The organism is Stenotrophomonas sp. 116085_Sma, assembly GCF_056479585.1.
The window spans coordinates 1,816,126-1,840,971 of the sequence record NZ_CM151057.1 but is presented as its reverse complement, the minus strand read 5'-3'; the positions used below and the strand labels follow the sequence as shown (position 1 = coordinate 1,840,971).

General features: G+C 64.1%; 30 protein-coding genes and 1 tRNA gene. 10 read left to right on the top strand and 21 right to left on the bottom strand.

What is annotated here, in order from left to right; genetic code table 11:
• Window positions 1-16: 16 nt before the first annotated feature.
• The 4 genes from ACZK0Z_RS08555 to ACZK0Z_RS08540 form a co-directional block, all read right to left on the bottom strand.
• Window positions 17-373, bottom strand: a complete 357-nt coding sequence (locus tag ACZK0Z_RS08555) for a hypothetical protein (RefSeq protein ID WP_006375896.1) — start codon at window positions 371-373, stop codon at window positions 17-19.
• Between the two features lie 119 nt (window positions 374-492).
• Window positions 493-972 (bottom strand): hypothetical protein, encoded by a 480-nt coding sequence (locus tag ACZK0Z_RS08550; protein WP_049459047.1) that lies wholly within the window; start codon window positions 970-972, stop codon window positions 493-495.
• Window positions 969-1,307: a hypothetical protein gene (locus tag ACZK0Z_RS08545; protein ID WP_032971199.1), complete on the bottom strand. Its 339-nt coding sequence runs from the start codon at window positions 1,305-1,307 to the stop codon at window positions 969-971. Before ACZK0Z_RS08545 ends, ACZK0Z_RS08550 begins: the two co-directional genes overlap by 4 nt.
• Before the next feature lie 379 nt (window positions 1,308-1,686).
• Entirely contained in the window at window positions 1,687-2,259 is a 573-nt protein-coding gene (locus tag ACZK0Z_RS08540) for an outer membrane lipoprotein (protein ID WP_006375897.1), read from the bottom strand.
• A 203-nt stretch (window positions 2,260-2,462) separates the two neighbouring features.
• Between ACZK0Z_RS08540 and ACZK0Z_RS08535 the strand changes: the two genes are divergently transcribed.
• Together ACZK0Z_RS08535 and ACZK0Z_RS08530 are read left to right on the top strand one after the other, a co-directional pair.
• Window positions 2,463-2,741: a hypothetical protein gene (locus tag ACZK0Z_RS08535; RefSeq protein ID WP_006375898.1), complete on the top strand. Its 279-nt coding sequence runs from the start codon at window positions 2,463-2,465 to the stop codon at window positions 2,739-2,741.
• 419 nt (window positions 2,742-3,160) lie between these two features.
• A complete protein-coding gene (locus tag ACZK0Z_RS08530; protein WP_024956731.1) occupies window positions 3,161-3,880 on the top strand; it encodes a hypothetical protein in 720 nt (239 codons plus the stop codon).
• A gap of 77 nt (window positions 3,881-3,957) precedes the next feature.
• Here ACZK0Z_RS08530 and ACZK0Z_RS08525 read toward each other — a convergent pair whose 3' ends face one another.
• From ACZK0Z_RS08525 to ACZK0Z_RS08475, 11 genes are all read right to left on the bottom strand, one after another.
• Entirely contained in the window at window positions 3,958-4,983 is a 1,026-nt protein-coding gene (locus tag ACZK0Z_RS08525; RefSeq protein ID WP_006375900.1) for an ArdC family protein, read from the bottom strand.
• Window positions 4,984-5,051: 68 nt separating this feature from the next.
• On the bottom strand, window positions 5,052-5,267 hold the full coding sequence (locus ACZK0Z_RS08520; RefSeq protein ID WP_024956732.1) for a hypothetical protein: 216 nt from the start codon (window positions 5,265-5,267) through the stop codon (window positions 5,052-5,054).
• 118 nt (window positions 5,268-5,385) lie between these two features.
• Window positions 5,386-7,317: a DNA primase family protein gene (locus ACZK0Z_RS08515; protein WP_006375901.1), complete on the bottom strand. Its 1,932-nt coding sequence runs from the start codon at window positions 7,315-7,317 to the stop codon at window positions 5,386-5,388.
• A gap of 69 nt (window positions 7,318-7,386) precedes the next feature.
• Window positions 7,387-7,569, bottom strand: a complete 183-nt coding sequence (locus ACZK0Z_RS08510) for a ribbon-helix-helix protein, CopG family (protein WP_141098938.1) — start codon at window positions 7,567-7,569, stop codon at window positions 7,387-7,389.
• A 490-nt stretch (window positions 7,570-8,059) separates the two neighbouring features.
• The gene (locus tag ACZK0Z_RS08505) at window positions 8,060-8,323 is read right to left on the bottom strand and encodes a hypothetical protein (RefSeq protein ID WP_006375902.1); all 264 of its coding nucleotides are present in this window, start codon (window positions 8,321-8,323) and stop codon (window positions 8,060-8,062) included.
• Window positions 8,324-8,332: 9 nt separating this feature from the next.
• The gene (locus ACZK0Z_RS08500; RefSeq protein WP_006375905.1) at window positions 8,333-8,584 is read right to left on the bottom strand and encodes a hypothetical protein; all 252 of its coding nucleotides are present in this window, start codon (window positions 8,582-8,584) and stop codon (window positions 8,333-8,335) included.
• Window positions 8,577-9,233, bottom strand: coding sequence for a DNA N-6-adenine-methyltransferase (locus ACZK0Z_RS08495; protein ID WP_049400621.1), 657 nt, complete (start codon window positions 9,231-9,233; stop codon window positions 8,577-8,579). Before ACZK0Z_RS08495 ends, ACZK0Z_RS08500 begins: the two co-directional genes overlap by 8 nt.
• Before the next feature lie 107 nt (window positions 9,234-9,340).
• Complete coding sequence (locus ACZK0Z_RS08490) at window positions 9,341-9,694, bottom strand: hypothetical protein (protein WP_012480712.1); 354 nt, start codon at window positions 9,692-9,694, stop codon at window positions 9,341-9,343.
• Between the two features lie 105 nt (window positions 9,695-9,799).
• Entirely contained in the window at window positions 9,800-10,531 is a 732-nt protein-coding gene (locus ACZK0Z_RS08485) for a hypothetical protein (RefSeq protein ID WP_006375976.1), read from the bottom strand.
• A complete protein-coding gene (locus ACZK0Z_RS08480; protein ID WP_065427812.1) occupies window positions 10,531-12,000 on the bottom strand; it encodes a site-specific integrase in 1,470 nt (489 codons plus the stop codon). The genes ACZK0Z_RS08485 and ACZK0Z_RS08480 overlap by 1 nt, the downstream gene beginning before the upstream one ends.
• A gap of 137 nt (window positions 12,001-12,137) precedes the next feature.
• Window positions 12,138-12,227: transfer RNA gene (locus tag ACZK0Z_RS08475), tRNA-Ser, on the bottom strand.
• A 124-nt stretch (window positions 12,228-12,351) separates the two neighbouring features.
• Between ACZK0Z_RS08475 and ACZK0Z_RS08470 the strand changes: the two genes are divergently transcribed.
• Both ACZK0Z_RS08470 and ACZK0Z_RS08465 read left to right on the top strand, forming a co-directional pair.
• The gene (locus ACZK0Z_RS08470) at window positions 12,352-12,987 is read left to right on the top strand and encodes a DUF4241 domain-containing protein (protein WP_478449546.1); all 636 of its coding nucleotides are present in this window, start codon (window positions 12,352-12,354) and stop codon (window positions 12,985-12,987) included.
• Complete coding sequence (locus ACZK0Z_RS08465; protein ID WP_478449544.1) at window positions 12,956-13,423, top strand: hypothetical protein; 468 nt, start codon at window positions 12,956-12,958, stop codon at window positions 13,421-13,423. The genes ACZK0Z_RS08470 and ACZK0Z_RS08465 overlap by 32 nt, the downstream gene beginning before the upstream one ends.
• A gap of 54 nt (window positions 13,424-13,477) precedes the next feature.
• Here ACZK0Z_RS08465 and ACZK0Z_RS08460 read toward each other — a convergent pair whose 3' ends face one another.
• Window positions 13,478-14,470 (bottom strand): LysR family transcriptional regulator, encoded by a 993-nt coding sequence (locus ACZK0Z_RS08460; RefSeq protein WP_049429058.1) that lies wholly within the window; start codon window positions 14,468-14,470, stop codon window positions 13,478-13,480.
• A gap of 127 nt (window positions 14,471-14,597) precedes the next feature.
• Between ACZK0Z_RS08460 and ACZK0Z_RS08455 the strand changes: the two genes are divergently transcribed.
• Together ACZK0Z_RS08455 and ACZK0Z_RS08450 are read left to right on the top strand one after the other, a co-directional pair.
• Entirely contained in the window at window positions 14,598-15,185 is a 588-nt protein-coding gene (locus ACZK0Z_RS08455) for an FMN-dependent NADH-azoreductase (protein WP_106549068.1), read from the top strand.
• Window positions 15,186-15,391: 206 nt separating this feature from the next.
• Window positions 15,392-15,748: an SH3 domain-containing protein gene (locus tag ACZK0Z_RS08450; RefSeq protein ID WP_197619788.1), complete on the top strand. Its 357-nt coding sequence runs from the start codon at window positions 15,392-15,394 to the stop codon at window positions 15,746-15,748.
• Between the two features lie 354 nt (window positions 15,749-16,102).
• On the opposite strand, the gene serS is transcribed toward ACZK0Z_RS08450, so the two are convergent.
• Window positions 16,103-17,383 carry a serine--tRNA ligase gene (gene serS, locus ACZK0Z_RS08445; protein ID WP_049430061.1) on the bottom strand — a complete coding sequence of 427 codons (1,281 nt, stop codon included), beginning with the start codon at window positions 17,381-17,383 and terminating at the stop codon, window positions 16,103-16,105.
• A 113-nt stretch (window positions 17,384-17,496) separates the two neighbouring features.
• Here serS and ACZK0Z_RS08440 point away from each other — a divergent pair, with 113 nt between their 5' ends.
• Together ACZK0Z_RS08440 and ACZK0Z_RS08435 are read left to right on the top strand one after the other, a co-directional pair.
• Window positions 17,497-18,135, top strand: a complete 639-nt coding sequence (locus ACZK0Z_RS08440; protein WP_049430060.1) for an energy transducer TonB — start codon at window positions 17,497-17,499, stop codon at window positions 18,133-18,135.
• A gap of 119 nt (window positions 18,136-18,254) precedes the next feature.
• Entirely contained in the window at window positions 18,255-18,827 is a 573-nt protein-coding gene (locus ACZK0Z_RS08435; protein ID WP_049430059.1) for an energy transducer TonB, read from the top strand.
• Window positions 18,828-19,080: 253 nt separating this feature from the next.
• Here ACZK0Z_RS08435 and aroA read toward each other — a convergent pair whose 3' ends face one another.
• The 4 genes from aroA to ACZK0Z_RS08415 all read right to left on the bottom strand — a co-directional run bounded on the left by aroA (window position 19,081) and on the right by ACZK0Z_RS08415 (window position 23,831).
• The gene (aroA, locus tag ACZK0Z_RS08430) at window positions 19,081-20,388 is read right to left on the bottom strand and encodes a 3-phosphoshikimate 1-carboxyvinyltransferase (protein ID WP_336339826.1); all 1,308 of its coding nucleotides are present in this window, start codon (window positions 20,386-20,388) and stop codon (window positions 19,081-19,083) included.
• A gap of 76 nt (window positions 20,389-20,464) precedes the next feature.
• On the bottom strand, window positions 20,465-21,670 hold the full coding sequence (gene pheA, locus ACZK0Z_RS08425; RefSeq protein ID WP_057503311.1) for a prephenate dehydratase: 1,206 nt from the start codon (window positions 21,668-21,670) through the stop codon (window positions 20,465-20,467).
• Window positions 21,671-21,721: 51 nt separating this feature from the next.
• On the bottom strand, window positions 21,722-22,807 hold the full coding sequence (gene serC, locus ACZK0Z_RS08420) for a 3-phosphoserine/phosphohydroxythreonine transaminase (protein ID WP_197633285.1): 1,086 nt from the start codon (window positions 22,805-22,807) through the stop codon (window positions 21,722-21,724).
• A 217-nt stretch (window positions 22,808-23,024) separates the two neighbouring features.
• Window positions 23,025-23,831 (bottom strand): FHA domain-containing protein, encoded by an 807-nt coding sequence (locus ACZK0Z_RS08415; protein WP_197633284.1) that lies wholly within the window; start codon window positions 23,829-23,831, stop codon window positions 23,025-23,027.
• A gap of 125 nt (window positions 23,832-23,956) precedes the next feature.
• Between ACZK0Z_RS08415 and ACZK0Z_RS08410 the strand changes: the two genes are divergently transcribed.
• Window positions 23,957-24,232 (top strand): polyhydroxyalkanoic acid system family protein, encoded by a 276-nt coding sequence (locus ACZK0Z_RS08410; RefSeq protein WP_197619786.1) that lies wholly within the window; start codon window positions 23,957-23,959, stop codon window positions 24,230-24,232.
• 80 nt (window positions 24,233-24,312) lie between these two features.
• Complete coding sequence (locus tag ACZK0Z_RS08405; RefSeq protein WP_197619785.1) at window positions 24,313-24,804, top strand: phasin family protein; 492 nt, start codon at window positions 24,313-24,315, stop codon at window positions 24,802-24,804.
• Window positions 24,805-24,846 lie beyond the last annotated feature (42 nt).

Here is a 24,846-nt window from a genome sequence, read left to right as displayed (position 1 = left end):
GGAACGAAGCCGGGCATCACTTTCCTTCCTTGCGCTTGAAAATGACCTTTCCGCCAGCCTCGTATTCCACATCGTAGCCTTTGTAGATTGCGAGGATCAAAGAGAGACCAAGGCTTGCGGCGGTGATGATGCCGATGATCTCGACTCCAGTGACTGTCGCGACCGCCCCCAGGCTGAGCGTGCTGAGCCCAGCCGTTACTGGAGCGAGCCCAACTGCAGCAACGATTGCTGCAACACCGACGGCACCAAGCTTGGCGAACTTGCGCGTCTTCTTCAGGTCGTCTGCCAACTTGCCCACAACCACAATCTGCTGCGCCTTTGCATTCTTGGCCGCTTCCAGCTCATCCCGCGTCCTTACTGTCACGCTTGCCATAACGCCCCCTGTTGTTAGCAATACCAGTGATGGATACCCTGGGCAGGATAGCCGAAGGGAACACCGTGTTCCTAGCAGCAATGATGGTGCCCAACTGTCTCTCCAGCTGAGACACGAACTCAACGCATCCGCTGCCACGGGTCGTCCTTGGGAGCCTCCACCGTAACCTCGGCAACGTCGTCTTCAGCGCGCCATGCCTTCCCTTCGAGCACCATGGTGGGACCCCTGGAACGTGCGATGGCGGCCTCTTTGGCGGTCGGCGGGTTCCATGACCGATGCTCCTCTAGGTAGCGCTCCGTGGACGGCCTCAACGGCAGGCCACCGCTCGGCAATGGCAACGTCCGATCATGGCGTTCGTCTTGCTGACGGGCATAGGCGACTTGCTCGGGCTCCCCAAACGCCTCCCGGTGGGCATCCAGCAAGCGATCGACAGCGTCCACGTCCCCGCGGGCATGGAGCGATTCGGTGTAAAGCGCTTGAAGCAACGGGTCACGCTCTTCGTGAATCTCTTCGCCTGTGTCTTCGCCTTGGAACAGCCCATCGTGGCGTGGGCGGGCGTCGACGGGGTCTGGGCGCAACCGACCGTGACTCGTTCTCATGCCCGCCTCCGCGCCAGCCCGCTGCCGTGAAGCAGCCCGCATGCGATCGAATAAACGACAAGAGCCAGCGTGGATGACAGGTATAGGTTGGAAGGATCCAACCAGACTTGGCTCACCACGTGCTGTAGCTGGTAAGCCAGCAGTGCCAAGCACGCGTAGAACACGGCCAAATGCCACATCAACGCAACCACGGATGGGGCGTCCTCTTGGCCGGCTTGGAACGCCTCCCAGCCCCTGCGTGCGCTGCGGGCTTTGGACGCGCACAGCCACGCGATTCCGAAGGTGATCGCAAACATGGCGAGCTCAAACAGCACGACCACCAGAATAACGGTCATGGGATCCTCCTCTGGGTTGGGAGCAGGCCATGGGCCTGCAGGTAAGCGTGGACTGCCTGTCGGGTCACGCCCAGGCGCTTGGCAATTGCAGGGCCGTTGTTCCCCTGCTCCAGGAGGCGCACCACCAGAGCGTGTTGGTCAGCCAGTGGGCGCCGGGGCTTTTGACGCAACCCCAGGTGGGCCAGATCGGCGCTCACCACGGGCGATGGAACGCCCAGGGCTTGGGCGATGGCGGCGCGGCCGTGTCCCTCTCGGACCATCCGGGCGACTTCGGAGCGGCGGTGGGCAACGGATGGCCGCTTCATGAGCTCAACCAGAAGCCCGCAAGCCGTGCCTTCGCAATACACGCCTCCACCAACGTGTTCGCTTTTGTGCATCCTTACGGCCCCACGCGCACGCGAGCGCTGTTGTTGTCCGACCGGGCATTGATGCCAATGGCACAAGGGCTTCCGCACGAATAATCGCCAATGCGCACCGGCGAAGCATCAAGCGGCACCACCCGGGTCTTCTTACCCTTCCCCACCAAGAAGACCCGATCACCTTCGCGCACATCCACATCGGCGTCTTGGACCACCGCGAGGACGCGCTGGCGGCGATCGGACAGATCGCGCACGTAGATCTCCACCGCACGCCGGCCGCTGAGGCCCTTTTGAACCGCGGTTCCGGCAGCCGCACCGATGACGCCACCGGTCACCCGGGCTGCATTGCGGTATTCCCGGTTCTTGACCTGGTTAGCAGCCCCATAACCAACGGCCGCCCCGATGGCGGAGCCGGCGTTCAGACGCTGGTCGGACGTCAGTTGAACCGTGCGAACCATCAGGACCTCGCCCAGTCGGGCGTCCTGGACGGATAGGGCCTCGGACGAACCGTAACGGCGAGCGGAGGTGGAATCGGCGGCAAAGGCGGCCGGAGCAGACAACGCCAATGCAAGGGCCAGAACGATGGGTTTCAAGGTGCACCTCCATTTCGTGAGTAGGTTCACCTATGCATAGATCGATTCTGGGAATGCGCAAGGGGGGGGGCTTCGGAGCGCGGTTACACAGACTGCAGTCCGCGTCATTAAATTGACGGAAAAGCGACAAAATGAAGCATATGGACAGAGATTGATGCTCAGGCGATGATTCTGCCCACAACTCAAAACCAACAGGGAAATGTATGGCAAGGAAGAAGAGTTCATCGGCCGCAGGTGCCGCGATTTCGACCGGCGGCGGAGCCGTCGCTGGCGCAACTTCTGCGATCCTCGGCGTAACCAGTGGTGCAGCGGCCGGGACCGCCGGTGCAGCCGCCGTGACCTCCGGCTTGGCAACCGTCGGGAGCGTTGTGGGCGGTGGCATGCTTGCTGGACTGGGGGTGGTCGCGGCTGCACCAATTGCGGGTGGTGCGGCGATGTTCGGCGTCTACAAGCTCTACCAGCGCATGGCATCCAAGAAGTAACCGCTCTGCCTGGCCCACTGCCACAAGCGGTTTCCCTCTACGTCGCGCAGGCTTCGTCAATGTCTGCAAGTGGCCATCCAAGCTAGCAACCTTGGTGGCCGCTCTTACCAACTTGTGGCTCAAGCCCTTGGACCAAAAGGCCACGTTGACCTCAATGCCCCGCTGGCGCAGCCAGAGTGCGGCGTGACGCTCAAACCCGAGCGCACTGAGGCCGTTCATGCAGGGCTAGCAGCCGGCGGAGTGCGGTGCAGTCCGCGCCTACACGTTGGGATGCACGATGGGTTCGCGCATGCTCGATAGCACACGGATCGGAATTTCTGTTACTGCACGTAGATCAGACTGGCCATTTCTTCCCCTTTCTCTCTCGCCCCTCCGCGTCTGGCAAGGAATCTGAAACCGGCAAGCTCTCCTGTCGTGCAATGTTCCTGATCGACATTCAACCTGTGATGATGTGGGAACGCTCTCCCTCAACCTGCCAAACCGTCTACGGAACTGGCAAAATTGCAGGATCACTCACAGGGGGAAATTGGATGTCCGACACAACCTACAGCCACCGCATCCTCAAGACTTATGGCCTGCTGGTGGACTTCGAAGGTAAACCACGCCTCAAGAACGTTCCGTCGCCTCTAACCGGTCAAAAGAAGGCAAAGGAGACGATGGAAAAGTGGACGCAGCGAGTGCTGGGGGATGAGGTCAGCAAGGTCCGCGTCTACCGACCGGCACGCGTTAAAAGTGACACACTCATTGCCAGCCTTACAGACACGCACGACGCCAAGCTGGTGCGTGACATTGTTCGCGGCGCCGTTCGCAAGAAGAGCAAATCAGCGAAAGCAAAGATTGAAGAGATCAAGGTGGAGCACGCCGCCGAGCTTAGAAAGCGCGGAGCCACCGCGAGAGAACTTCGGAAGGCACACGAAGAAGACCTGTCGGGAAAGCTCGATGATATCTTGGCTGCGACGGCCTATCTGCCGTTAGACGACCTTCAGGACTTGGTGGTGGAACTGGGAGAGGACTTGAGCCCATCGGTCCGCAACTGGGCACTTGCCCTGGCTCCGGCCAAGGATGCTGACGAGGTTTCCGTCATCGACGTTCTCAAGCAGATGCTCCTGCGCATGGACGTGCTGTCGAAGAATAAATAACCAGAATTTGTCAGCCACTGTCGCGCACCCTGCTGCCTCCCGACAGGCGGGTGCGCGTTCAGTCGCTTGTTCACGAATCAAACTGCCAAGTTCAGGCGCGCCCCTCTTGCCTTGAAGCGCGATCGAGACCGGTCGTTGGCGGCATGTTTTTCGATCTCATGCAGATTGGCCGCCACGGACTGCCGCTGCTGCTCAACCTTCTGGAGCGGCTCTCGAACCAACTCGGGCACCTTCAGGAACTCCACCACCCGCTCGGCCGCCGCCGCGGCTCGGAAGAGCTCCCGGGGATCGTCCCGGAGGATTTGGATCCACGACTTCACGTAAGCCGCGTGCTGGGTGGGATCGTGGCCAATGCCCAGGCGTTCGCCCATCAGCATGGATGACACCTCCGCGACCAGTTCTTCCTTGGCGTAGTCGATGCTCCCAAAAGCCCCTTTCTGATCGCGGTTGAGGCGGGTGGGAAAGCCGGTCCAGTGGCCCAGTTCGTGCAACGCGGTGGCGTAGTAGCCGCTGGCCGAGTGAAAGGTGTTGCGCTGGGGCAAGTGGATGCTGTCGGTCATCGGACGGTAGAACGCTTGGTTGCCCCCGTCGTGGTGGATCTCGGCTCCGCTGTCTCTCAGCACCGCTTCGCAGGCCTGGTGAATGTCGGGCTCTGGGCGCGCGGCTGGCAGGACCAGTGCCGGCAACCCATCGATCTGCATCGCGTTGAACACGCGTGGGAAGAAGACCTTGGGGTGGGCCTTGGCGATGAGGTCGGGGTCCCCGCTCTTCTTGGCCTCCTCCACCCGCGACCAATCCCAATACTCAATCACGCTGGCCTTCTCGCCCTTGCGCACCTGAGCGCCCACGGCCGCGGCTTGCTTGTAAGTCATCCACCGGTTGTCCTGGGTGTCCCAGGCGCTCTGAAGGGCCCACAGGTGGAGCAGGTTTCCGCCCCGGTAGCTCTTGCCAGTCGTGGGGTTCATGGGCAACCCGAGGTCCACGCGGGCGTCCCAGGGTTTGAGAAAGGGACCGGTGCCCTCCTCCATCTGGCGGATCAAGCGCTCGACGACGTCGCGGGAATGACGCTGAAGGAAGCTTTCGTTGGGGGTGGCATCGGACACGGGCAGGCTCTCCTGGAAGGCAAGGAAAGGCGCCTGTCGGCAACGCCAAGGGGGTTAGGCTGGAAACTTCAATCGTGAATGGTGACGGCGCGTCCCTGCTCCAACAGGTTCTCCAGCAAAGCCAAGGCCCGTTCGATGGTCAAAGCGGTGCCGGGGCCCCCGTCGCCCTCCTGGAGCTGCACGCGGATGCCCTCGGGGGTTCGTTGCACGGTGAAACGGGGGGACGCCGCCAGGGAGTCCTGGCGGTCCATGCTGTCGTCTACAAAGGCATCGGAAGGGGTCATGGTTTCAGCATGCGACAGGATACGGATTTGGCAAGTCCGGGCTGGACCGTTAGCGTCACCGACCAATCCATTGGCTAGAGCTGATACGGAAGATGGGAACACGGATTTGGCCCCGCCTTTACGACCGCCGTTGGCGCGCATCCCCATCTCCCACCTTTCCGCCACCTTGGGTTTCGCTGCTTTCTCGGCCCGCCAACGGCTCACCGAACAGCGCACGAATCTCCAGTTCATTGATACGTTCCTGCAGCTGGAGTTGGATTGCCTTGGCTCTGGTGCGCCCTGCCTCCTCCCTCAACGCATCGGCATGGAGAGCTCCCATCTCAGCCGCCTGCTGCTGAGCGCTCAAGCGGTCGAATCGACGCTCCATCTCTTCCTGCCGAGCCCCTTGCTGTTCGAGGGTGGGCGTCACATCGGTTTCCCAAGGCTCCAAAGACTGAGAGCGCTCCTGCGCCACGCGCAGTGCTGTCACGGTCGCCGATGATCTCAACGGCAGATCGCCACAGGCCTCGCCGACGGTGGCTGCTCCGTTGATTCGCAGGCGCACGCATTCTTCCTGTTTGCCATTGATGCGACGGTTCGAGCGGGCGCCGTCGTCCAGGCCCATCTCTTTCAAGCCTCGCCAGAACTGGCGACCGGTGAGGAGATCGATGTCCGCCAGCCCTTGTCGGTAGCCCCAGTTTTTGTAGTTCTCGTAGACCTGCCGCATGGAAAGCGTGCACTCATCCGTCTCAATGCGCACCACGCGCTCGGCTTGAGCCCAAGCCATGACCTGGTCGCTGCCATGGCGGGCGGCCAGCTTCGCTGCGCGCACGGCTTCGGGCATGTCGGCGTCGGTGTCGGACAACGCCCTACCACGGGCCACGATGCGTCGGGCGCCTTCGAGCATCCAGTCCAGCACAAGCTGGCCTTCCTCTGCCAGGATGTTCTTGACCAGATCAGGGTCGTGCTGGTTGACCGGTACCGCCTTCTTCCAGTGCACGACGGTGAGGCGGCGCCACACCCCGTTGCTCTTGTCGCGGATGAAGGGGGCCGAATTGGACGTGATGATCCACTTGGCCGTGGAATGGTAGCTCGCCAGCTGCTTCTGGTTCTTCCGGTCGATGCCAATGCCATTGCCAGAGACCATCGTCTTGAACCGACCTTCGGCCCACTTCTCGCACTCCACTTCGTCCACCAGGATCAGGCTGGCGCCAATCATGGGTTCCAGGCTGAAGCGGTCGCCCAAAGTTTCAAGGTTGCAGCGGGCCACCTGACGGTGCATCGCTTCCACGATTTCCGCCAGGGTGGATTTGCCAGAACCTGCGACGCCGTGCCACCAGGCGGCCTGGCTGTAGACACCCGGCAACAGGGTCATGCCGCACTGCTCCTGGAGCAGGTCGATGACGCGCGGGTCGTCGTGGGCTTGGCGGAGGAACTTGGCGAATCGCGAGTCAGCCGGCAAAGGCTGGGGCTTGTATGCATGGCCCTGCCTGCCACCACAGGCCACCCTGACCGCGTGGGTCATGCCCAAGGCGGGATCAGGAGCGAGCACATGGAAACCGCCGGGAAGGATTTCCACGTAGCCGTCTGCCACCGGCACGATGGCCCGCTTGGCTTGGGCTGGCATGGGGTTTTTCTGGCGCAGCCGAAGGGAAGCCATGTCCCAGCAGTCCTTGGCGAGCTTGGGGCTGCCCGCGAAATCGGCGTTGCGGTCGATCCAATCGGATGCCACACCCACACCTTCCGCGTCGCTGATCGCTTGCCAGTAGGTACCGTTCCAATGGTGTACGATCTCGCCGGTGCCGCTGGTGGCTTGGCACGCCCACAAGCGATCGACGCATTCGGTGGTGCGGCGGGCAAACAGGATGGGGAGCGACGGTGGCTTGCGCTGGCCCTCTCGATCAACCGAGTGGCGGTAGAGCTGCTTGTGCTCCTCTGCCTCCAGGTTGACCTTGCGGGCGGAGGCTTCCGCACCCAGGAAACGCGACGCTTCGAATGGCACGATGTTGCTTGGCTCTTCCGTCGTCGGGTTGACAGCCTTCCCTTTTGGGGACACATTGGTTGTAGACATTGTTGTTGGCTCCTCTCAAACCCTCGCCCTGGCCGGTGGGGGTTTGTCGTTGTGGGGGGACAGGCTTGCTCAGGCAGCGCGCGGGAGAGCGGTTTCCAAGGCGCGGCGAATGAACTCGCTCTCTGTCATCTCGTTTTCGGCCGCGGCGAGACGAAGGCGTTCGGCCAAGGGGCGTTTGATCCGAACGTGCTTTTTCACGCTGGCGCGGATGCTGTAAGTCGGCGGCGACGAGGGATGGGTGGCGGCGTTCACGGTGGCAACTCCGAAGGTGAAAGGTTTGGTGTGTCCCACATGGGGGACACTTCCACTCAACCACTCCAGGAGCTTTCCGCAACCCACGGTTTTTGACTAAACACGAAAACTGCGGAATCTCTCGCACTTTTTCCGGAAGCCCTGTTCTGCTGGCTTTCCCTTCCCTGCTGGTCTTCCATTAGCCAGCAGAAAGAGAAGACCAGCAGGAAGACCAGCAGCTACAAACCCTTGATTCCAAAAGCTTTGCATTCATAGAAAACCGTTCCGCTGGTCTGCTGGGTCAAAAAAGAATCGGTTTTGAAATTTGAGATACCAACACTTTCCATGCGATTTGGACGCATTTGCACAGGGGAGTTGAATCGAAAGCCAGCAAGCCAGCAGCGCACTTTTAGTCGCAGAAATCCCTTGGGATTCAACGACCTTGCACTACTGGTCTTCCTGCTGGCCTTCGATCGCTGCTGGCTAGTGGAAGACCAGCAGCCGGAAGTTCCTACTCATTTTCGGCCAAACACTCCAGTTGCTCGCGCTTGCGATCGGTCAAGAACGGATGCTGAAACTCCCTCCCGCTTTCCACCTCCGTCACCACCACGTGTTCTTCAATCGTAAGGGCGCCATGGTGCCAATCGATGGCATCCAACTCCGCCAAGGACAGTCGCGCGAATGCCTCCATTGCCTCGGACTGGGTCTGGGCAAAGACCTCAATCACCTTGCTCACCAAGTAGTCACCCCGGACGACGAATTCGTAAGTTCCCATCGGCTCCTCCTAATAGTTGAGGTGGTGGCGCATGGTTGGACAAGGCCAGTTGAGATCTTCGCGTTCGGAACCATCGGGGCTGATGACCTCCACAAAGCCGTAGATCTCCTCCAACTCGGTACGCCAGCCACCGGCATGAATGTCAGCCACTCCCATCGAGTTCAGAATCTCCAAGGCTGCCGCCTCTGAGTCCGCGTCGATTCGGATTTCCAATTCGGCCGTCGCGCGGCCCAAGACAACAACGTTCCAGCGATCAGCCATTGGAGCTCTCCTGGTTCGCCGTGGCCACCTGCCCTACCCGCTGGATGGCAAAGAACTTCCCGTGCAACGCACCGCTCGCCTGCGCTTGCTGAAGGTGATCGGCGGCGCGCTTGCCGTAAGTCACCACCAACGATCCCGACGGCGCTGCCGTGCCGGTGGTTCCGTCGGGACGCACAAACCTCAGCCTCCCACGGGTGAACAGGATCGCCGTCGCGTTGGGGTGGGAAAGCACGCAGTCGTGCATCCATCCCGTCTCCATGTTGACCGGCACCAGGGCGATACCGCCGCCGGGGTGGTTGGCCAGCTTGCTCAACCACTTCTCAATCCCTTTTCCGTAAGGCGGATTCATCCACACGAATGCCTGCTTGGGCCACGGCGTAGCCAAGCCGTCCTGGCTCGGCGGGATCATCCGGCTGGCCGTGGGTGCGGGCAGCCGCGACGGGTCTTCGGGCGTGCAAGGATCGAGGTCAAAGCCGCGCCTTCCCCCCAGCGCCCTGACGATGGCAGGCGGGGTATACCAATCGACGCTCGTGTGGGCCTTGTCGCTTGCCTTGTAGCAAACGGAGGTGAGCCGGGTGGGTTTAGCCGCTACGAGGCGCTTGGAGCGGGTTGCTGCGTTGAACGGCAGAACGTTGGACTTGGGCTGCATGAGGATTCTCCAGGCAAGGCTCCGTCAGCACGGCTGCGTTGCCGCGTTGAAGAATGGGTTTTGGGAGTTGGGCTTGAACCAGCCCGAGAGGCGCTGCTGGCGGCGGGTTACCACCAAGAGTTGTAGAACACGTCCCAACCGTCGTTGATCAATGCGCGGGCCTGCGCAATGAAGTCCAGATCTTCTTCAGCTCGATCGGGATCCGATTCACCGAAGAAGAAGCCTTGGGTATAAGGCAAATCATCGTTCAGCACAGCCTGTTCCAACGCATCAAGATCGTCCAATCCAAGGAATACGGGAACTTGGTTGAAATCGAAGGGATCAACCTGCCCCGTCCTAGCACTGTGCAACTTGAACATCCAACCATGAAGGTTCGGATGCTTTCGCCAGTAGAAAAATAGTTCTTGAGTGCGATCTCGCACATCAGTGCGGGTCTTGACCGCATACATATCGAGGCCCATCGGCTTGCTCCATCGCCCCGACCACCGAGGCGTTGGAGTAATCATCCGAACTGAGAGCCTCCATCGATACGGATATTGGAGGCCTCCAATATCCGTTAGCAGCCGTTACATTCGCCCATTGCGCTTGTCGGGCATCTTTGGAGGCGCCGGCTGCAGGCGTTCGTGCAGCGCTTGTTCGATCACCCCAGCTCGCGAGGCGTCGAGCTGCTGAGCCAGGTCCCGCAGACGGCTGGCCTGGGCTTGGGCTGCGTTGTTGAATGCGTCCACCCACTGGCGCTTGACGTCAGGGTTTTGCCAAGGCTGGGCGAAGGCCTCGGTCAGCGTGCAGACCCGAATCCCAAGCCCTATTTGCACGCCCAATGCTTGGAGCTGGCGAATTAACGCATCGCTGATGGGTTGGTCAGTCAGTGGCTCCAGGAAGAACTGCTTAGCCTTGGACCCTTTGGCCACCAGAAACGGCAGTTCTGCAGTTAGGAGGGTGTCGATCGCAACGCCCCGTTCGCTCAACGGCTTCCACAGGCCCTTAGCCTTGAGCTCGGCTGCCCAGGCCATCAACGGAACAAGGGTGGTCGAGCGCTTGCGAGTTCCCTTCACCGTGAACAGCGTCCCTTTTGGGGAGTGTTCCTTCAAGAGGTGTTGCAATTGGGCCGTGCTGATCGCCAACACCCCAGCGGCCTCATTGAAGCTCAACGCCACGTCCACCTTGGGCCGCTGTTTCGCTAGGCGCAAATGGTCTGCGATCTTCTTCTCCATCTGGCCCACGTTTTCGGTGCCAGAGAGCTTGCCGAGAAAGCGATCGATGGCGCGGCGGTAAGCATCAGCAGCAGTAAGGGCCATTAGTTCGGCTCGCTCCCCTTACGGCCGACCTTTGAAGAGCGCGCGGCAGCATTGCTGCTTCGCCGCCCGACCTTGCGCGCCGGCAGGGTGCGCAGCGCCTCCAGGTCGATTCCGTAATCTAGGACACCCAAAGCTGGCGTTCCTCCGGCACCGTTGAGCTTCTCACTCACCGTAAAGGGCCTGCTGTAAGTCGCGTGGTGTTCGTCGTCCAATTCGTGGCCGACGATTTGGGCTCGCATCTCAGAGGCCACACCGCTGCCCTGCATCTCCTGAATCACGGTCTTTCGGAGACTATGGAAACCACGTTTCGCTTTCGACCACCCACCACTGTGCTTTTGGAGGTAGTAGCTGAACGCCTTCGATATCCAGTTCCCCGCACCATTCTTCGCCTTACTGTCAGCCTGCGGAAACAATCGCCAGTCCCCGCTCTCCCTTCGTTCGGCGACGTAGTCCAAGAAACCAAGCTTGATCAGGTCGGGATGCAACGGGACGACCCGATTGGAAACATCGGTCTTCAATCGCTGATCCTCCCCCTCATCGGTAAACCGTATGCACGGGATTCCCTCCTCTTCCTTGACGTCCAGGGTAAACAGCTGCCCCACCTCACCTGCCCGGGCGCCCGTATACAGGCCCAACAAAGCCGCCCAGCGCGCTCCCGTTGAAAGCTGCTTGAAGCTATCAGGCGCGAAGAGTTGATGAACCTGATCCAAGGTAAAGGCCTGGAAGCCAAATTTTCTGCGCTTGCGCTTCTCCGCCATCGAAACGCTGACGTGACCTGCGGCGACATTGTCTCCCTTGAGCACGTAGCCTGAAGCCATTGCCCAAGTGAAGAATCCTCTCTTTCCTGCGAGGTAGCTCTGGCGATTGTTGAGCGTAGAACGCGTTAACCCGCGCTTGGCCAAATGGTCGTAGAAGCGGGCCATCTCAGGCCGCGTGATGGTGTGCAGCTCGCGCTCGGCGCCCAAGAACTCGATCAGCTCTGTCACGGGAAGCAGTTTGATGCCGACCGTTTTGACCTCGATGTCCTCGGCGGCGACTTTATCCTGCCAGATTCGCTTCGCATCGATCAGGCTGATGGTCTCAGATGGCAGGGGCTGCGCCGCCGCTGATTCCAACGGGTTTGGCCCAGCCGCCGCCGGAACTGCACCCGTATCACGGAAGTGGAACTTGCCGATTTCTTCCAGCGCCTCCATTGCTCGAGCATGGTCGGCCGCATCCGTGGTCCGAAGACGGAAGCCCGGCAAGTCAATTTCATAACGCCGGGAGCCGTTCTCCGCGACGCTGCGCAGAACATCCTCAACCGTGAGTCCCTTCTTGGTCATGCACCCATCCCTGATGGCATCGAATGCTTGAGCATAACGCTGCGCGATGGCCAAGGCAGCCACTCTTGCGCTATGCAGTTGGATGCCCAAGGGATGCTTGACGAAAGGTTTGCCGACGATACCGCGCATGTCCGTCGGAACGCGCATGCGAAACTGGTAACGACCTGTGGAAGAGCGAGTGAGATAGCTTGGTAATCGCATCGGAGTTGTGCCCCGATTTGTGCCCCAAGCCGCCCTTCAAGACCTTAAAAAATGTCGTTTAAAAACAAACACTTACTAAGGATTGGCGGAGAGAGTGGGATTCGAACCCACGGAAGGTTTAACCCTTCGCCGGTTTTCAAGACCGGTGCCTTAAACCGCTCGGCCATCTCTCCAATCGGGTCCCGGTCGCCCGGGCAGCGGCGTATTCTCGCACGTGAAGGCCATTTGCCCAAGACCACCCTTGCCCCCGCCCTTCGCATCCGGCACGGTGGGGCCTCCACTGCAATCGGATCCCCCATGGCCCACCTCGATCTGGCCAACCTGCGCACCACCCTGCTGGACGACACCCAGCTGGCCGCAGTGGCCCTGCACCGCACGTTCGCCGGTCACCTGCCGGTCAGCAGCGGGCATCTGGTGGTCTGCGATCCTCTGGTCCAGGCCGAGGCGCCGGCGCTGGCCGACTACACCGCCCCGCTGGGCCGGCATCCGGTCGAGATCATCGTGCACAGCGGCCGCCCGGCACTGGCCGTGGTCTGGTTCAAGCCCCGCGAAGCCCTCACGGCATCTGCCCTGCACTGGCAGATGGCGCGCTGGACCACGCAGGACCTGACCGGCCTGGATGAGGACAGCTTCATCGGCTATCCGGTCGACGCCGGCATCGGCTGTTTCATGGACACCGACACCCAGCAGGCACTGCTGGCCCTGATCGAACAGGCCAATGGCGACGAAGACAGCGCGTGGTCCGATGCGCTGATCGACCACGACGGTCTGGATGAAGGCGCCGAGTACCGTCCGTGGGGCGAGGACCCCCCCCCGCCCGGTCGTTTTCCCCCCCGGCGGGGGGGGGGGGGTGTATCCGAGCTACTGGGCGCTGGATACCTCCGGCATTCCAGTTGCCCTGGTGACCGATTTCTTGTGCATCCAGGGCGGTGACGGGCGCGACGAGCGCGAGATCGCCGACCAGGCCTATCGCGACAACCTTCCACCTGAAGAAGCGGAAGCGCTGGCGCGGCTGGTGGAGGCCGTGGAGCGGGACGACGCGGATGCGCTGCGCGACCTGTTGAAGGATGCGCCGCAGCGCGCCAATCAGATCGAACCGGGCTGCGGCGGCACCGCGGTGTTCGAGGCGATCCGGCAGGACCGCCCGGAGGCGTTGCGGGTGCTGCTGCAGGGCGGCGCGTTGCCGGCGATGCCGGAGCGCCTGCACATGAGCAAAGTGACCAGCTATCTGGACTACGCGCACTTCCTGAAGAAGCCGCGCAGCGCGGAGCTGATGGCAGTACTGGAAGCGCCGGTGGTGGCTATCACCCCCACGCCGATGCCGGCACCTCAACGCAGTTTCTGGGGCCGGCTGTTCGGGCGGAAGTGATCGACCCCGGAAACAGCAACGCCGGGCATGGCCCGGCGCTACCATTCAGCTCTCTCAGCCCGCATCCACCGCCAGCGCACCCAGTGCACTGGCCTTGATGCGCTCCTTGGCCTTCTCACAGGCTCCATCGCAATGCAGGCGCGAGGCCTCCAGCTGCGGCGGCAGGTGCTCAGCCAGGAAGTCGATGAACACGCGCACCGCCGGCAACAGGCCGCGGCGCGAGGCGAACACGGCGTGGCACACGCCCTGCGGCAGCGACCAGTCCGGCAGCACCACTTCCAGCTCGCCATTGCGCACGGCATCGGCGCACACGGTTTCCGGCAGCATGGTGATGCCGAAACCGTCCTTGACCATGCTCTGCAGCAGCGGGAAGTCGAAGCCGGCCACGCGTGGCTGCAGGTCGACCCGGCGCACTTCGCCTTCCGGGCCATGCAGCTCCCAGCGCTGGCGTGCCTCGTCTTCGCTGATGCTGAGGGTGACGTGCTGGGTCAGCTCTTCCGGGTCCTTCGGGCGGCCAGCGCGGTCCAGGTATTTAGGGCTGGCTACCAGCAGTTCCTGCACCTGGCCGAAGCTGCGCATCACCAGGCTGCCGTCGTCGTCCAGGCGCGAACGCACGCGCAGGGCCACGTCGTAGCCTTCATTGATGATGTCCACGCGGCGGTTGCTGATGTTCAGCTGCAGGCGCACCTTCGGGTACTGCTCGAGGAACTTGGGCAGCAGCTTGGGCAGCTGCATCTGCGCCAGCGACACCGGTACGCTGGCACGCACCACGCCACGCGGTTCCGCGCTGAGGCGGTCGACCACTTCGCGGGCGGCCTGCGCCTCGGCCAGCATCGTCTGCGCGTGGCGGTGCACACTGGTGCCGACGTCGGTGACTGCGAAGCGGCGCGTGGAGCGCTGCAGCAGGCGCACGCCCAGGTCGGTCTCCAGCTGGCTGATGCGGCGGCTCAGGCGCGACTTGGGGATGCCCAGCGCGCGCTCGGCGGCGGCAAATCCACCGTGGTCGACCACCATCGCAAAGTAGTACAGATCATTCAGGTCATGCATGCCCGAGTTCCATATCTAGAACAATACGTGGCATTCAATCACCTTTATCCCGCCTTTGCAACAACCTATCGTTCTCTCCGTCGGCGGGGCCTACCCGCTTCTTCCTTCCAGAACATAGGTGACTGCCATGAAGCTTCTGCATCTCGACGCCAGCGTGCTTGGCGAGAACTCCGTCTCCCGCCACCTGACCGCCGCCGTGGTGGCCCGGTTCAAGCAGCAGATCGACGGCCTGCAGGTCGATTATCGCGATCTTGACGCCAATCCGGTACCGCATCTGCGCAGCAGCTCGCTGGCCAAGGCCGACGCGGCCGAAGCCGCCGATGCTGAACAGGTGCTCGAGCAGTTCCTTGCCGCGGACATCGTGGTGATCGGCGCGCCGATGTACAACTTCAGCATTCCGTCCACCCTGAAGGCCTGGATCGACCGCGTGGCCGTGGCCGGGCGCACCTTCAAGTACACCGAGAACGGCCCGGTCGGCCTGGCCGGCGGCAAGCGCGTGATCGTGGTCAGCAGCCGCGGCGGCATCTACACCGATTCTCCGGCCGACTTCCAGGAGCCGTTCCTGCGCCAGACGTTCGCCTTCTGGGGCATCAACGACATCGAGTTCGTGCGTGCCGAGGGCATCGCCTACTCGCCGCAGCACCGTGAAGACGCCATCGCTGGCGCGCTGGCGGCTCTGCCGTCGCACGAAGCGGCTGAAGCCGCCGCTGCATAAGCGTTCCAACGTTCGGCGCCGCTCTCTCCTCGTCGAGGCGCTGAACGCGGGCCGGGATCCCCTCCCCCATCCCGGCCCACCCTGACGGCCCCGCTCTGCGGGGCCGTTTTTTTGTGGACCGATTCCCGCCCGCCGGGCATGGCCCGGCGCTATCGGATCCGGAAGGTGGCGCCGGGCCATGCCCGGCGGAAACGGTACAGTGGGCCATGAACTACATCGTGACCACTGCGCACCGCAGCGAATTTCCACACCCGATCACCCTGCGCCGCGGCCAGGCGCTGGCGGTGGGCAAACGCTATGAAGGCCCGGAGGGCTGGAAGGACTGGTTCCTGTGCGAGGCCGAGGGGCAGCAGCCCGGATTCGTGCCGGCACCGGTGATCGGTCGCGATGCGCAGGGTGACGCGTTTGCCACGGAGGATTACTGCGCGCGGGAACTGGATGTGGATCCCGGGCAGTTGCTGCGTGGGCTGCGCACGCTCAATGGTTGGGCGTGGTGCGTGCCGGAGACCGGCGAACCGGGATGGGTACCCCTGGAGAAGCTGCGGGCAACAGAAACCCAGTAGCGCCGAGCCCATGCTCGGCGGCGGCGCCGAGCGCCCACAATCAATGCGGCCGGCGATGGGCAGGAGCAGCCGAGCATAGGCTCGGCTCTACATGGATCTGTAGCGCCCGAGCCTATGCTCGGGCGGCGGCGCCAAGCGCCCACAATCAATGCGGCCGGCGATGGGCAGGAGCAGCCGAGCATAGGCTCGGCTCTACATGGATCTGTAGCGCCCGAGCCTATGCTCGGCGGCGGCGCCGAGCGCCCACAATCAATGCGGCCGGCGATGGGCAGGAGCAGCCGAGCATAGGCTCGGCTCTACATGGATCTGTAGCGCCCGAGCCTATGCTCGGGCGGCGGCGCAACGCGCCGGTTGTCAGGCGATGGTTTCCAGCCCACCCATGTACGGGCGCAGCGCTTCCGGCACGGTGATGCTGCCATCGGCGTTCTGGTAGTTCTCCATCACCGCGATCATCGCGCGGCCGACCGCCACGCCCGAGCCGTTCAGGGTGTGTGCCAGTTCCGGCTTGCCGGTGGCCGGGTTGCGCCAGCGCGCCTGCATGCGACGGGCCTGGAAGTCACCACAGTTCGAGCACGAGGAGATCTCGCGGTAGGTCTGCTGCGACGGCAGCCAGACTTCCAGGTCGTAGGTCTTGATGGCCGAGAAGCCCATGTCGCCGGTGCACAGCAGCACCTTCCGGTACGGCAGGCCCAGCTTTTCCAGCACCACTTCGGCACAGCGGGTCATGCGCTGGTGCTCGGCATCGCTGTCTTCCGGGCGGCTGATCGACACCAGCTCGACCTTCTCGAACTGGTGCTGGCGGATCATGCCGCGCACGTCGCGGCCACCACTGCCGGCCTCGGCGCGGAAGCACATCGAGTGGGCAGTCATGCGCAGCGGCAGGCGCTCGGCGTCGACGATCTCATCGCGCACGATGTTGGTCAGCGGCACTTCCGAGGTCGGGATCAGGTAACGCGTGGAGTCGCCCACGGCGGTCTTGAACAGGTCGTCCTCGAACTTCGGCAGCTGGCTGGTGCCGCGCAGCGAATCGGCGTTGACCAGCAGCGGCACGTTGGTTTCCTCATAGCCGTGCTCACCGGTGTGCAGGTCGACCATGAACTGGGCCAGCGCACGGTGCAGGCGCGCGATCGGGCCGCGCAGCACCGTGAAGCGCGAGCCGGACAGCTTGGCCGCGGTCTCGCCGTCCAGCCACCCGTTGCGGGCGCCCAGTTCGACGTGGTCAAGCACCTTGAAATCGAACTGGCGCGGGGTGCCCCAGCGCGCCTGCTCGACGTTGTCGTTCTCGTCGGCACCGGCCGGCACGTCATCGGCCGGCAGGTTCGGAATGCCCATCGAGATCGCTTCGATCTTCTCGCGCAGCTCGTCCAGCGCCACTTCCGAGGCCTTCAGCTCGTCGGCGAAGGCGGCAACCTCGGCCATGATGGCCGAAACGTCCTCGCCCTTGGCCTTGGCCTGGCCGATGGCCTTGGAACGGCTGTTGCGCAGGCTCTGCAGCTCCTGGGTCCGCACCTGGATGCGCTTGCGATCGGCCTCCAGGGACTCCAAGGCAGACACGTCGAGCTCGAAGCCGCGGCTGGTGCGCAGGCGTTCGGCGAGGTCGGCGGGCTGGTGACGGAGCAGGGCTGGATCAAGCATGGCAGGTGTCGTGGTGGGTATCAGGGATGGGATTATCGCTTGTTATACGGATTTCTGCCGCCCGGTTCATTCCCGCCGTGGCAGAATCGAGCCATTCCGTACTGGTCCGGTCCATGTCTGCACCCCGCTCGTCGTCCGCCAAGTCGTTCACTGTGCATATCCCGCGCAATGCCCTGAAGATCGCCGGTATCGCCTTCGGGGTGGGCGTGCTGCTGTTCGTGCTGGTCTGGCTGACCGGTCGCGACAAGGAGTTCTTCCGCGCCGATCCTGCCGCGCAGACCCCGCAGGAAACCGCCCAGATCGAGCCCCTGCCGGAGCCGTTGGCCGCTGCGGCCGGTTCCAGCGACATGCCCGATGCCAAGCCGGCCCCGGTAGAGGAAGAAGCACCAAAGCTGGTCGAAACGGCCCCACCGCCGCCTGCCCCCATCGCTGAAGCAACCCCGGCCGCACCGGGCCCTGCGCCGGCGGCCACCGGCAACAGCCAGCCGATGCCGATTGCCGGCCAGTCGCCGCCACCCGCCTACCCGGCTGCCGCGCTGCGCGCTGGCGAGACCGGCACCGTGGTGGTGCGGGTGGACGTGGACGCCACTGGCTATCCAAACAACGCCACGGTGATCCAGCGCAGCGGTTCACGCGAGCTCGACCGTGCCGCCACAGACGCCGTGCGCCGCTGGCGCTTCACTCCGGCGCAGAGCAACGGCCAGGCCGTCCCCGGCAGCATTGAAGTGCCGTTCGACTTCAAGACGCAGTAACTGAACGCTTCCCGGCAGGCAAACTGAACCCTGCCGGTGGCGTTGACGCAACGCTGACACTTCTCGTCCGTGGCTCGCGCAACACTTCCCATGTCGTCCATTGACGGAAGGAGTTAGCGATGGCTGCCACCACCCACGAAGACCTTCATTCGCCGCATCTGCAGGAAGATTCCAACCTGCAGCACAAACCCACGTCGCCCTGGATGTGGATCGCGCTGATCGTGGCGATGTTTGCGGCCGCCCTGCTCTGGCTGCGTCATTCGAACCAGGAAGACGTGGCACCGGCGCCAGTTGGTGAGCGCATGCTTCCCGCCCCCGAGGAGGCAGCGGTGACGGATGCAGCGGCCCCTGCCGCGCCCCAGGCAGCCCCCGCTACTGCTTCGCGGAAGGCCGCCCCGGTAGTGCGCAATCGTGAGGCCCGGCCGCTGGCCAGCAACCGCATGCCCACCTACCCCGCCGCCGCGCTGCGTAGTGGCGTGCAGGGCAGCGTGATCGCCAGCCTGAGTGTCGATACCCGCGGCAACGTCGCCAATGCCGCGATCGTTTCGCGCAGCGGCGAGCGCAGTCGCGATCTGGACCGCGCAGTGCTGAGCACTGTGCAGAACTGGAAGTTCCAGCCGGCGATGCACGAAGGCCGTGCCATCGCCAGCGTGGTGCGGGTCCCGGTGGATTTCCGTACCGAGCAGCGTTGATCGCGGACGAGGGGTTCGTGATGTTTAGACGGAGGCTTCGGCCTCCGTCCTTTTATGCGGAAAAGCGTGCCGGCCAAGGTCGGCACCTACCGGGCGATGTGAACGTGCCAACCAAGGTTGGCACCTACCGGGTGATGTGAACGTGCCGACCAAGGTCGGCAGCTACCGCGGAATGCGATCCGCCGGGCATGGCCCGGCGCTACCCACACCGTGTCCGGTAGCGCCGGGCCACGCCCGGCGGTTGCGGTGCCGGTCAGGCCAGGTTGAAACCGGCGCTGCGCGCAAGGCCGTCGAAATCCGGGAACGACGTGGCGACGTTGGCGATATCGTTGATGCGCACTTCGCCGTCACTGATCTGGCCGGCAATGGCGAACGCCATGGCAATGCGATGGTCGCCGTGGCTTTCGATGGTGCCGCTGCCCAGGCGCACGCCGCCGTGCAGGGTGGCACCGTCTTCGGTTTCGTCCACCTGCATGCCCAGCGCGCGCAGGCCGGTGGCCATCGCCGCAAGACGGTCGGATTCCTTCACCCGCAGCTCGGCCGCACCGCTCACCACGGTCTGGCCTTCTGCGGCCGCGGCCGCCACGAACAGCGCGGGGAATTCGTCGATCATGTCCGGCACCAGCGCTTCCGGAATGCGCGCGCCCTTCAGCGGGGCGTAGCGCACCACCAGATCGGCAACGGGTTCACCCCCCTGCTCGGCCGGATTCTCTTCGGTGATGTCCGCGCCCATCAGGCGCAGCGCGTGCAGCAGGCCGGTGCGACGCGGGTTCAGGCCAACCTGCTTCAGGCGCAGTTCGGAGCCGGGAATGATGCTGGCGGCCACCAGATAGAACGCCGCAGACGAGAAGTCGGCCGGCACCACGATGTCCGTGGCACGCAGGCGCTGGCCGCCACGCAGGCACGCCTTGCCCGGCGAGAATTCGATATCCACGCCGAACGCCGACAGCATGCGCTCGGTGTAGTCACGGGTCGGATGCGGTTCGGTCACCTGGGTTTCGCCCTGCGCGTACAGTCCGGCCAACAGCACCGCCGACTTGATCTGTGCGCTGGCCACCGGCGAGGCGAAGTCGATGCCGTGCAGCGACTGGCCGCCATGCACCTGCAGCGGCGGCGTGCCGTCGTCCTGGGTGTCGATCTTCGCGCCCATCTGCGACAGCGGGCCGGTGACGCGGCGCATCGGGCGGCCCGACAGCGACTCATCGCCGATCAGCGTGCAACCGAACGCCTGGCCTGCCAGCAGGCCGGCCAGCAGGCGCATGCCGGTACCGGCGTTGCCGCAGTCCAGCGGTGCGCTGGGGGCCTGCAGGCCGTCGATGCCGACACCATGCACGATGCGCTGCGACGGGCTGGGCGTTTCGATGCGCACGCCGAGTTGGCTGAAGATGCGCGCGGTGGCGCGGGTGTCTTCACCTTCCAGGAAGCCTTCGATATGCGAGGTGCCATCGGCCAGCGCAGCGAACATCACCGAGCGGTGCGAGACCGACTTGTCGCCGGGAATGGTCAGGCTGCCCTGCAGCGGCTGGCCCTTGCGGGCAATCCAGTGTTGCGCGTTGCTCATCGTTCGATCATTCCGTAAACACCGGCAGTGCCGGCGATGCATCAGGGAGCGGCGGCTGTTGCCGCCGCAGCAGCACTCAGGGCACGGCCACCGGGTAGGAGCCGAGCACCTTGATCTGCGCCGAGTGCGCTTCCAGTTCGGCCAGGGCAGCCTGCATCGGCGCGTCGTCGATGTGGCCGGCCAGGTCGATGAAGAAGCCGTATTCCCACTTGCCGTGGTGCGACGGGCGCGACTCGATGCGGTTCATGCTGATGCCGTGGCGGGCGAACGGGCTGAGCACGTCGAACAGCGCACCGGGCTTGTCATGGATGAACACCAGCACCGAGGTACGGTCGTGGCCGGAAGTCGGGAAGATGTTGCGGCCCACCACCAGGAAACGGGTGGTGTTGTCGGCATCGTTCTGGATGGGCTTGGTGACCACCTTCTTCAGGCCGTACACATGGCCGGCGCTCTCGCCGCCGATGGCCGCCGCGTCGTCGGCGTTGCGCGCACGGCGTGCACCCTCGGCATTGCTCGACACCGGAATCTTTTCGGCCTTCGGCAGGTTGGCTCGCAGCCACGCCGAGGTCTGCATGAACGACTGCGGGTGCGCGTAGATGCGCTCGATGTCCTCGATGCGGCCGCTGCGCGACATCAGGTACTGCTGCACGCGCAGTTCCACTTCGCCACAGATCTTCAGGTTCGAGGTCAGGAACATGTCCAGGGTGATCTGGATGGTGCCCTGCCCCGAATTTTCCACCGGCACCACGCCGAAATCGGCGTTGCCCGCTTCCACTTCCTGGAACACTTCCTCGATGCTGGCCATCGGCAGGCCCAGCGCGGAGCGACCGAAGTGCTTGAGCACGGCCTGCTGGCTGAAGGTGCCTTCCGGGCCGAGGTAGCCGATCTTCAGCGGCTCCTGCTGGGCCAGGCAGGCCGACATGATCTCGCGGTAGACGTGCACCAGCAGCTCGTCGCTGAGCGGGCCTTCGTTGCGGTCCACCACCATGCGCAGCACCTGCGCTTCGCGCTCGGGGCGGTAGTAGTCCACGGCGGCGGCCAGCTTGCCCTTGGCCTTGCCGACCTGGTGGGCGAAACGCGCGCGCTCGGCGATCAGGTTCTGGATGTCGCGGTCAATCTGGTCGATCTTCGAGCGCACATCGGCCAGCGCCAGCGGCGCCAGGGTGGGCGCCGGGTTCGACGCGGCCTTGGACGTGCTCTTGCCCTTGGCCTTGGTGGAGGCGCTGTCCTTGGCCGGTTCGGCCTTCTTCGGCGCCTTCTTGCTGGATTTGCTGCTTGCCATCGGAATTCCCTGTTGCGGGGCACGCACCCGACGGTGCGCGCCATTCATTGCTCAACCGTGACGCTGCTGGAAATCGGCCATGAAGGCGACCAGCGCCTCGGCCCCGGCCAGCGGCATGGCGTTGTACAGCGAGGCCCGGATACCGCCGACCACCTTGTGGCCCTTCAGCGCCAGCAGGCCGGCGGCCTTGGCTTCGGCCACGAAGCGGGCGTCGAGTTCGGCATCGGGCAGGAAGAATGGGATGTTCATCCGCGAACGGGCCGCATGTGCGACCTCATTGCGGTAGAAGCCGCCGGAGCCGTCGATGGCGCCGTACACCAGCGCGGCCTTGGCGGCATTGCGCTTGGCGAACTCGGTCACGCCGCCCTCGGCCAGCATCCACTTGAACACCAGGCCGGCCAGATACCAGTTCCAGGTCGGCGGGGTGTTGAGCATCGAATCGCGGGCGACGTGCGAGCGGTAGTCGAAGATGTCCGCGCGCGGCTGGCCAGTGCGCTCGAGCAGGTCGCGGCGGATGATCATCACCGCGATGCCGACCGGGCCGAGGTTCTTCTGCGCGCCGGCGTAGATCACGCCGTAGCGGCGCACATCCAGCGGTTCGCTGGCGATGGACGAGCTGAAATCGGCGATCAGCGGGACGTTGCCGGTGTCGGGTACATCACGGAACTCGACGCCGTGGATGGTCTCGTTGGCGGTGATGTGCACGTAGGCCGCACCGGGCGAAAGCTGCCAGTCGGCGCGCGGCGGCAGCGTGCGGTAGCCATCGGCCTCGCTGCTGGCGGCGATGTTGACGTCGACGTAGACCCCGGCCTGCTTGACCGCGGTCTTGCCCCAGTGGCCACTGACCACGTAGTCGGCACGCTGGCCGGGGCTGGCGAAGTTGAGCGGGATCAGCGCCTGCTGGGTGGTGGCACCACCGGACAGGAACAGCACCGCATAGTCGTCGGGGATGTCGAGCAGGCGCCGCAGGTCGGCCTCGGCCTCTGCAGCCACGGACATGAATTCCGCGCCGCGATGGCTCATTTCCACGATGGAGGCACCGGAGCCGTGCCAGTCCAGCATTTCCGCCTGCGCCTGGCGCAGGACCGATTCCGGCAAGGTTGCAGGGCCGGCACTGAAGTTGAACGCGCGCGTCATGTCACACCTGTGGGGCAAGACCCCTAGTATGCCGCAGTGCACCAGCCTTGCGGCCTTGTGGCGCAAGGGAAATTTGGTTTCATTGGAATCCATCTACCAGCAGCAATGCTCCGGTAGCCGCCGACCTTGGTCGGCGTACGCCGTCAGGCGTCATGCCCGCCTGAGGAACGTGCCGACCAAGGTCGGCACCCACCAGAGCGGACCCGGCGGATGCGGATCAGCGCGCGCCGAACCAGAGCAGCAGGCTGAGCACTGCCGCCAGCAACAAGGCACTGGCCAGCAGCCACGGCCAGCGCCGGACCCTGCGCGGTGTCACCGGCAGCACCGGCGCTTGTTCTGCGTCCTCGCCGGACTCGTCCTCGGCCGGCAGCGGACGCCGACGTGGATCATGCGGCACTTCCAGCACGAAACGGTGTTGGCCATCGAACACCACCTGATCGCCGGCCTGCAGCCAGCAGTGGCGCACGGCCACGCCGTTGACCCGGGTGCCGTCGGCACTGCCGAGGTCGCGCAGCAACACACGATCACCGTGCACTTCCACGCGGGCGTGCTGTTCGGCGAAGGCCGGGTCGTCGATGGCGATGTCGGCCTCACTGCCGCGACCGACCAGGCGGGCCCGCGACAGGGTGAAGCTGCGGCCATGATGCAGGCCGCCGACACCGCGCAGCAGGCGCTGCTGCTCGTCGCTGCCGTCATCGTTCTTCGGCGCGGGTGCCTGCAGCAGGCTCTCGACCTCGCCCTGCAGCACCATCTCCACGCCGTCCACATACACCGCGTCGCCTGCACGCAGCAGGGCCATGCGGCGCACTGGTCGACCATTCACATGGATGCCACGGATACCGTTGCCGACCTGCAGCCAGAGGCCGCGATCGTCCATGCAGAACTGCGCCAGCAGCAGGGCGCCGTGGCCGGCGTCGCCGAGCCGCACACTGCCGTTGGCCTGGCGCACGATGCGTTGCACCCCGGGCCGCAGCGGCTGGTCGGGCTGTTGTTGTTGACTGAAGTGAACAAGCAGGTTCTGCACGCGGCGCAGCCTAGCAGGTTGGCCGCCAACGAAGAAGAACCTGCGATGAGTGCTTGGCGCGACGCCCCTCGATGCGCACAATGCTCGCCCTCATAGATCATCCCCGCCCTGCGCCAGGAGCCTGCATGTCCACCATCGATGTCCGCCACGCCCACGCCCTGCCCGACGCACAGGCACGCGCCGCGATCGAACAGGTCGCCGCCAAGCTGTCCGAGCGCTTCGGCCTGAAGTCGTCCTGGACCGCCGACGTGCTGAACTTTTCCGGCAGCGGCGTGGATGGTGCGATCGAGCTGCAGCCGGGCGCCGTGCACGTGACCGCCAAGCTGGGCTTCCTGTTGTCGGCGATGAAAGGCATGGTGGAAGGCGAGATCCAGCGCGTACTGAAGGAAAAGCTGGGCTGAACCCCGGCGGCGGCCGTCACGGCCGTGCAACGCCAACGCGCGCTACTCTCGGGCCAGGCCCAACTCCCACGGGAAGTGCGATGAACCAGTACGAAAACGATGACCGCCGCAACGACGACGCCTCGTTCGGTGACCAGGCCGAGCGCTTCTCGCGCAGGCTCAGCGACTCGGCCCAGCAGGTCTGGCTGGCTGGCCTGGGGGCCTTGGGCCGCGCACAGGCCGAGGGCAGCCGCTTCTTCGATGGCCTGGTGAAGGAAGGCGAAGCCTGGGAAGCCCGCCGCCGTGAGCGCAATGGCGAACAGGGTCCGGGCTGGCGCGACAACGTGGAAACCTCACTGGATGAGGCCCGCGAGAAGGCCTCCGGTACCTGGAACAAGGTCGAAAAGGCCTTCGACGACCAGGTGCAGGGCGTGCTCAAGCGCCTGCACGTGCCCACTGCCGACGAGGTGACCGCGCTGGAAGCCCGTATCGACGCCCTGCACGCGCGGCTGGCCAAGCTGGAAAACCGTGCGGCCTCGGGCGCCGATGCCCCCGCACCGGGCAGCCATCAGTCGCCGGGCAGCGTGCCCTGAACATCGATTGTTGCAATGCAATAAATTTTGATTGACAATCGC